The organism is Kitasatospora sp. NPDC059648 (assembly GCF_042734825.1).
Taxonomy (GTDB): domain Bacteria; phylum Actinomycetota; class Actinomycetes; order Streptomycetales; family Streptomycetaceae; genus Kitasatospora.
This window is the reverse complement of sequence record NZ_JBHWDU010000179.1, coordinates 1-5,260: the sequence shown is the minus strand read 5'-3', so window position 1 is coordinate 5,260 and position 5,260 is coordinate 1. Positions and strand designations below refer to the sequence as shown.

Annotated in this window: 8 protein-coding genes; 5 read left to right on the top strand and 3 right to left on the bottom strand. The window is 72.5% G+C overall.

Going from position 1 to position 5,260, the window contains the following annotated elements; translation table 11 throughout:
• The 3 genes from ACFV1W_RS39980 to ACFV1W_RS39970 all read left to right on the top strand — a co-directional run.
• Positions 1 to 87: acyl-CoA dehydrogenase family protein (locus ACFV1W_RS39980; RefSeq protein ID WP_157846636.1), on the top strand; the 87-nt coding region annotated here is incomplete at its 5' end.
• A gap of 156 nt (positions 88 to 243) precedes the next feature.
• Positions 244 to 1,110, top strand: coding sequence for an oxidoreductase (locus tag ACFV1W_RS39975; protein WP_380422430.1), 867 nt, complete (start codon positions 244 to 246; stop codon positions 1,108 to 1,110).
• 56 nt (positions 1,111 to 1,166) lie between these two features.
• Positions 1,167 to 1,634, top strand: a complete 468-nt coding sequence (locus tag ACFV1W_RS39970; protein ID WP_380422428.1) for a GNAT family N-acetyltransferase — start codon at positions 1,167 to 1,169, stop codon at positions 1,632 to 1,634.
• 32 nt (positions 1,635 to 1,666) lie between these two features.
• Here ACFV1W_RS39970 and ACFV1W_RS39965 read toward each other — a convergent pair whose 3' ends face one another.
• On the bottom strand, positions 1,667 to 2,047 hold the full coding sequence (locus tag ACFV1W_RS39965) for a MerR family transcriptional regulator (protein WP_380422426.1): 381 nt from the start codon (positions 2,045 to 2,047) through the stop codon (positions 1,667 to 1,669).
• A 186-nt stretch (positions 2,048 to 2,233) separates the two neighbouring features.
• On the opposite strand from ACFV1W_RS39965, the gene ACFV1W_RS39960 reads away from it, so the two are divergent.
• Positions 2,234 to 2,728, top strand: a complete 495-nt coding sequence (locus ACFV1W_RS39960) for a peptidylprolyl isomerase (RefSeq protein WP_380422425.1) — start codon at positions 2,234 to 2,236, stop codon at positions 2,726 to 2,728.
• 153 nt (positions 2,729 to 2,881) lie between these two features.
• The gene (locus tag ACFV1W_RS39955) at positions 2,882 to 3,685 is read left to right on the top strand and encodes an arylamine N-acetyltransferase (RefSeq protein ID WP_380422423.1); all 804 of its coding nucleotides are present in this window, start codon (positions 2,882 to 2,884) and stop codon (positions 3,683 to 3,685) included.
• On the opposite strand, the gene ACFV1W_RS39950 is transcribed toward ACFV1W_RS39955, so the two are convergent.
• Both ACFV1W_RS39950 and ACFV1W_RS39945 read right to left on the bottom strand, forming a co-directional pair.
• Complete coding sequence (locus tag ACFV1W_RS39950) at positions 3,628 to 4,155, bottom strand: hypothetical protein (RefSeq protein WP_380422422.1); 528 nt, start codon at positions 4,153 to 4,155, stop codon at positions 3,628 to 3,630. The two genes, ACFV1W_RS39955 and ACFV1W_RS39950, sit on opposite strands and share 58 nt — an antisense overlap.
• 38 nt (positions 4,156 to 4,193) lie before the next feature.
• A partial coding sequence (locus ACFV1W_RS39945) for an LCP family protein (RefSeq protein ID WP_380422420.1) occupies positions 4,194 to 5,260 on the bottom strand: 1,067 nt, incomplete at its 5' end.

The window sequence follows — 5,260 nt, the reverse complement described above, 5'->3', positions numbered from 1 at the left end:
CGGATGATGCGGGACGCGAAGATCACCCAGATCTACGAGGGCACCAACCAGGTCCAGCGGATCGTCATGGCCCGCAACCTCCCGTAACGGCCCCGAACTCCGCAACGGCCCCCGACCGCCGCCGAGCGGCCGGGGGCCGTTCGTCGTCCGCCGTCGGACCTCCTGGACGAACCGGCCGCCCGGGTGACATAAATGATCGTCAACTTCTGTGCACGGCGCGATCATTGCGGGAGATTACCGATCATGAGCAGCACCCCCGAGCAGCCCGCCGACGGCAAGGTCTGGCTGATCACCGGCGCCAACTCCGGCTTCGGCCAGGCGATCGCCGAGGCCGCGCTGGCGGCCGGTGACACCGTCGTCGCGGCCGCCCGCCGCCCCGAGACCCTGGCGGAGCTGGCCGCCGCGCACCCGGACCGGGTGGTTCCGGTGCAGCTGGACGTCACCGACCAGGAGCGGATCCCCGCCGTGGTCGAGGAGACCGTGCGGCGGCACGGCCGGATCGACGTCCTGGTGAACAATGCCGGCCGGGGCCTGATCGGCGCCGTCGAGGAGTCGACCGACCGTGAGCTGCGGGACCTCATGGACCTCCACTTCTTCGGACCGGCCGCGCTCACCCGCGCCGTGCTGCCGCACATGCGGGCCCGGGGCACCGGCGCCGTGGTGCAGATGAGCAGCATGGGCGGCCGCTTCTCCTTCCCCGGCGTGGGCGCCTACTCGGCCACCAAGTTCGCGCTGGAGGGGCTGTCCGAGGCACTGGCCCTGGAGGTGGCCGGCTTCGGGATCAAGGTGCTGATCGTCGAGCCGGGTGCCTTCCGGACCGGCTTCGCGGGCGGCGGCGCGCTCGCCCACAGCGCCCCGATCGACGCGTACGAGCCGCTGGTCGGCCCGGTCCGCACCGGGCTTCCGGACTCCGACGGCAAGCAGCCGGGGGACCCGGCGAAGGCGGCGGAGGCGATCCTGGCCGCTCTGGCCGCGGAGAAGACCCCGCTGCGGCTCGCGCTCGGCACCGACGCCGTGGACGCGGTCCTGAGCAACCTGGACGGCGCGCGCCAGGAGGCCGAGGCCTGGGCGGCGGTCGGCCGCGGCACCGACTACCCGGCGGGGGCGTGAACGCGGCCCGGTAATCCGGACGACGGCGGGCGGCCTGGCTGTCTAGGCTGCCCGCCGTGCCTTCCGACCTCAGCCTCGCCGTGCTCACCCCCGGGAACATCGACGCCGCCCTCGCCCTGCGGGTGCGCCCCGACCAGGAGCGTCTGGTCGCGCCGGTGGCGAAGTCACTGGCCGAGGCGTACGTGCACGGGGAGACGGCCCGGCCCCGGCTGATCCTGGACGGCGGGCGGCCGGTCGGCTTCGTGATGGCCTTCTTCGACGTCCGCTTCGACCCGGAGCGCCCCGACGACCGCCCCCGCTCCGGCCTCTGGCGCCTGCTGGTCGACGCCGAGCGGCAGCACGGCGGGTACGGGCGCTTCGCCGTCGAGCAGGTCTGCGCGGAGATCCGCCGCCGTGGCGGCACCCGGGCGACCGTCACCCACCACCCCGGCCCGGACGGGCCCGCCGGGTTCTACGCCGGGCTGGGCTTCCGCCCGACCGGCGAGCTGAGCGGCGACCAGGTGGTGGCGGAGCTGGAGCTGTAGCGGAGGGCGGCCTGAGCCGCCCCCGGCCGCTGCTACGCCGCCTCGGCCGCAGCCGGTGCCCCGGAGGCGCTGGCGATCACCTCGTCCAGCACCTCGCGCGAGCGCAGCAGGTCGGTGATCATCCGGTCGATCCGCTCCCGCTCCGCGGTGAGCTCCTCGACCAGCAGCGGGGTGGCGGTCTCGCTCGGTCCGCCGTCGGAGTCCCGCATGCAGGGAAGGATCTTGTAGATGGTCCGGCTGTGCAGCCCGGCGGCGAACAGCTCCTGGATGTGCACCACCCGGTCCACCGCCGTCTCCGGGTACTCCCGGTGGCCGCCCGCGGTGCGCCGGGCGACCAGCAGCCCCTGTTGTTCGTAGTACCGGAGCGAGCGCTCGCTCACACCCGTGCGCCGGGCCAGTTCACCGATCCGCATGCCGTCCACCCCGCCGTTCCCGCGTCGTTCCGACCGAAGGCTCGAACCCGACACCGAGGTTAGCCTGCCCACCGGCGGCGGTGGCCGCTCCGGCCACCCGGCGCCCGCCGGATAACACGCCGACGTCACCGGCGGGTGAGCCGGGGGTGGCGCGCGGCGGCCTGCGTGTCGTGCCATGATCCCTGCATGGGTTCCAACGTTTTCTTCGACATCACCATCAACGACGAGCCGGCCGGCCGCATCGTCTTCAAGCTGTTCGACGACGTCGTCCCGAAGACCGCCCGCAACTTCCGCGAGCTGGCCACCGGCCAGAACGGCTTCGGCTACGAGGGCTCCGGCTTCCACCGCGTGATCCCCGCCTTCATGCTGCAGGGCGGTGACTTCACCAACCACAACGGCACCGGTGGCAAGAGCATCTACGGCGAGAAGTTCGCGGACGAGAACTTCCAGCTCAAGCACGACCGCCCGGGCCTGCTGTCGATGGCCAACGCCGGCCGCAACACCAACGGCTCGCAGTTCTTCATCACCACCATCGTCACCGACTGGCTGGACGGCAAGCACGTCGTCTTCGGCGAGGTCGTCGAGGGCATGGACGTCGTGAAGAAGATCGAGGGCCTCGGCTCGCAGAGCGGCCGTACCTCGGCCGCCATCAAGATCGCCAAGTCCGGCGTGGTCGAGTAGTCACCGCGGCCACCGGCTCGCGTACCGCCCCGGAGTGGGAAGTCGGCCCGGCCGACTCCCCACTCCGGGGCGGTGTCGTTCCCGGGCCCGGGCCCCGCGCCCTAGGCCCAAGGACCGATGGCCCGCCGCCCCGGCCCGGGGTGGAATGGGCGGATGGACCACGAGCACGCGTACGACGAGTTGACCGCCGCCAACCGGGCGGCGTACCTGGAGCGGATCGGGGTCAGGGCCCCCGGCGCGCCCTCGGCGGACGGGCTGGCCCGGCTGCAGCGGGCCCACCTGCTCGCGGTCCCGTTCGAGAACCTGAGCATCCACCTGGGCGAGCCCGTGGTACTGGAGCCGGCGGCGCTGGTGGCGAAGCTGGTGGACCGGCGGCGCGGCGGATTCTGCTACGAACTCAACGGCGCCTTCGCCGAGTTGCTGCGCTCGCTGGGCTACCGGGTGAGCCTGCTGGCCGCCCGGACCTTCCTGGGCGGGCAGCCGGGGCCGCCGATGGACCACCTGGCACTGCGCGTCGACCTGGACGAGCCCTGGCTGGTCGACGTGGGCTTCGGCAGGTTCGGCGAACTGCCGCTGCGCCTCGACGAGCGCGGCGAACAGGCCGATCCCCAGGGCGTGTTCACCGTCCGCCCGTACGGCGGCCACGGTGAGCTGGACGTCCTGATGGACGGCGAGCCGCAGTACCGGCTGGACCTGCGGCCGTACCGGCTGGCCGACTTCGCGCCGACCTGCTGGTGGCAGACCACCTCGCCGCAGTCCCACTTCACCCGCTCGACCACCTGCTCGCTGCTCGCCCCGGACGGCGGCCGGACGACCCTCAGCGGCACCCGGCTGATCCGCACCGCCCCCGACGGCGGCCGCACCGAGGAGCAGCTCACCGACGCCGCCGCGCTGTCCGCCTACCGAGAGCGCTTCGGGATCGTGCTCGACCGGCTGCCGTCGGCGCCGTCCGCCTGAGGTCGGCCGGACGCCGGGACCGGGGGCGCCCAGGCTCCCTCCCGCATCCCCACCTTGCGCGCGGGCACCCCGGCCCACACCTCGCCCGGCCCGGTCGAGCGGGTGAGCACGGCGTTGGCGCCCACGATCGTGCCCGCCCCGACGGTCAGCACGCCCTCCTTGCACACCACCTTGGCGCCCGCGCACAGCACCGCGCCGTCCTCGACCACCACCCGCCGCATCGCGCTGCGCTCCTGCGGCAGCCACGGGTCGGCCCGGCCGATGGTCACGCCGTTGTAGAGCGTCACGTCCGCCCCGAGCGTGGTGTACGGGTGCAGGACGGTGCCGAAGCCGCGGTGGAACACGCTGAGCCCGGGACCGATCTCGCAGGCGGCCGGGACCTCCATGCCGTAGAGCGCGAGCGCCTCCTGGACCAGGCGGCCCAGGAGGCGGTGGCGTCGGCGGTAGACGAGTGCGGTGACGAGTGACATCCACCCATTGTGGCGGGGCGGTCACCCGGCGTGTCCGGTTACTTGAAGTCCGGCACCGCGGTGTCGTTCTTGAAGGCTTCGAAGACCTGCTTGGACTTGTTGGTGTCCCACAGCACCGCAGACTCGCCGGTCTTGGTGCGGTAGTCCGCGTTGCCGATCGGGATGGTGAGGGTCTTGCCGCTGCCGCCGTTCACGTCCTTCATGGCGAGGAACAGCGAGCCCAGGTCGGTCAGTCCGCAGTCGTCGTCGACGATCAGGGTGCCGAGCGCCGAGTCCACCAGCGGGTAGAAGGTGAACGGGTCGAGCACGGTGCCCGGGGAGGCGGCCTGGTGGGCGAGGGCGCCGAGGAACTTCTGCTGGTTGCGCATCCGGCCGAGGTCCTGGTCGGCCATCTGGTGGCGCTGGCGGACGAAGGCCAGGGCCTGGTTGCCGTTGAGGGTCTGGTCGCCGGCCTTGAGGTCGAGGCCGGAGTCCTTGTCCTTGACGTCCTGGTCGATGTGCATCTCGACGCCGCCGATGGAGTCGACGATGCCGGCGAACCCGGCGAAGCCGATCTCGGCGTAGTGGTCGATGCGGATGCCGGTGTTCAGCTCGACGGTCTGCACCAGGAGCCGGCCGTTGCCCGTGGCGAAGGCCGAGTTGATCTTCGAGGTGGTGGCCTTGACGGTCTTCCCGCCGCTGGTCCTGTACTCGGGGACCGGCACCCAGGAGTCGCGCGGGATGCTCATCAGGGTGTTCCCGTGGTCCCCGATGTGCAGGATCATCATCGAGTCGCTGCGCTTGCCCTCGACGTCGTGCCCGGTGTGCATGATGTCCATTTGGGACTCGCTGAGGCCCTCGCGGCTGTCGGAACCGACGATCAGCCAGTTGGTGCCCTTGCCGGCGGCCGGGCGGCCCGGGTAGTCGGCCAGCACGTTCTCGTGGTTGAGCTTGGAGTCCGCCCAGAACCAGGTGGAGACGGCGGTCACCATGACGGCGATCAGCACGCCGAAGACCGTCCACTTCACGATCCGCCGCCGCGGCCAGCGCCGGGCCTGCGCGCCGGCCGGCCGGGCGCCGTCGGGACCGCCCGGGCCGCCGGGGCCGCCGGGGCGACCGGGGCCGC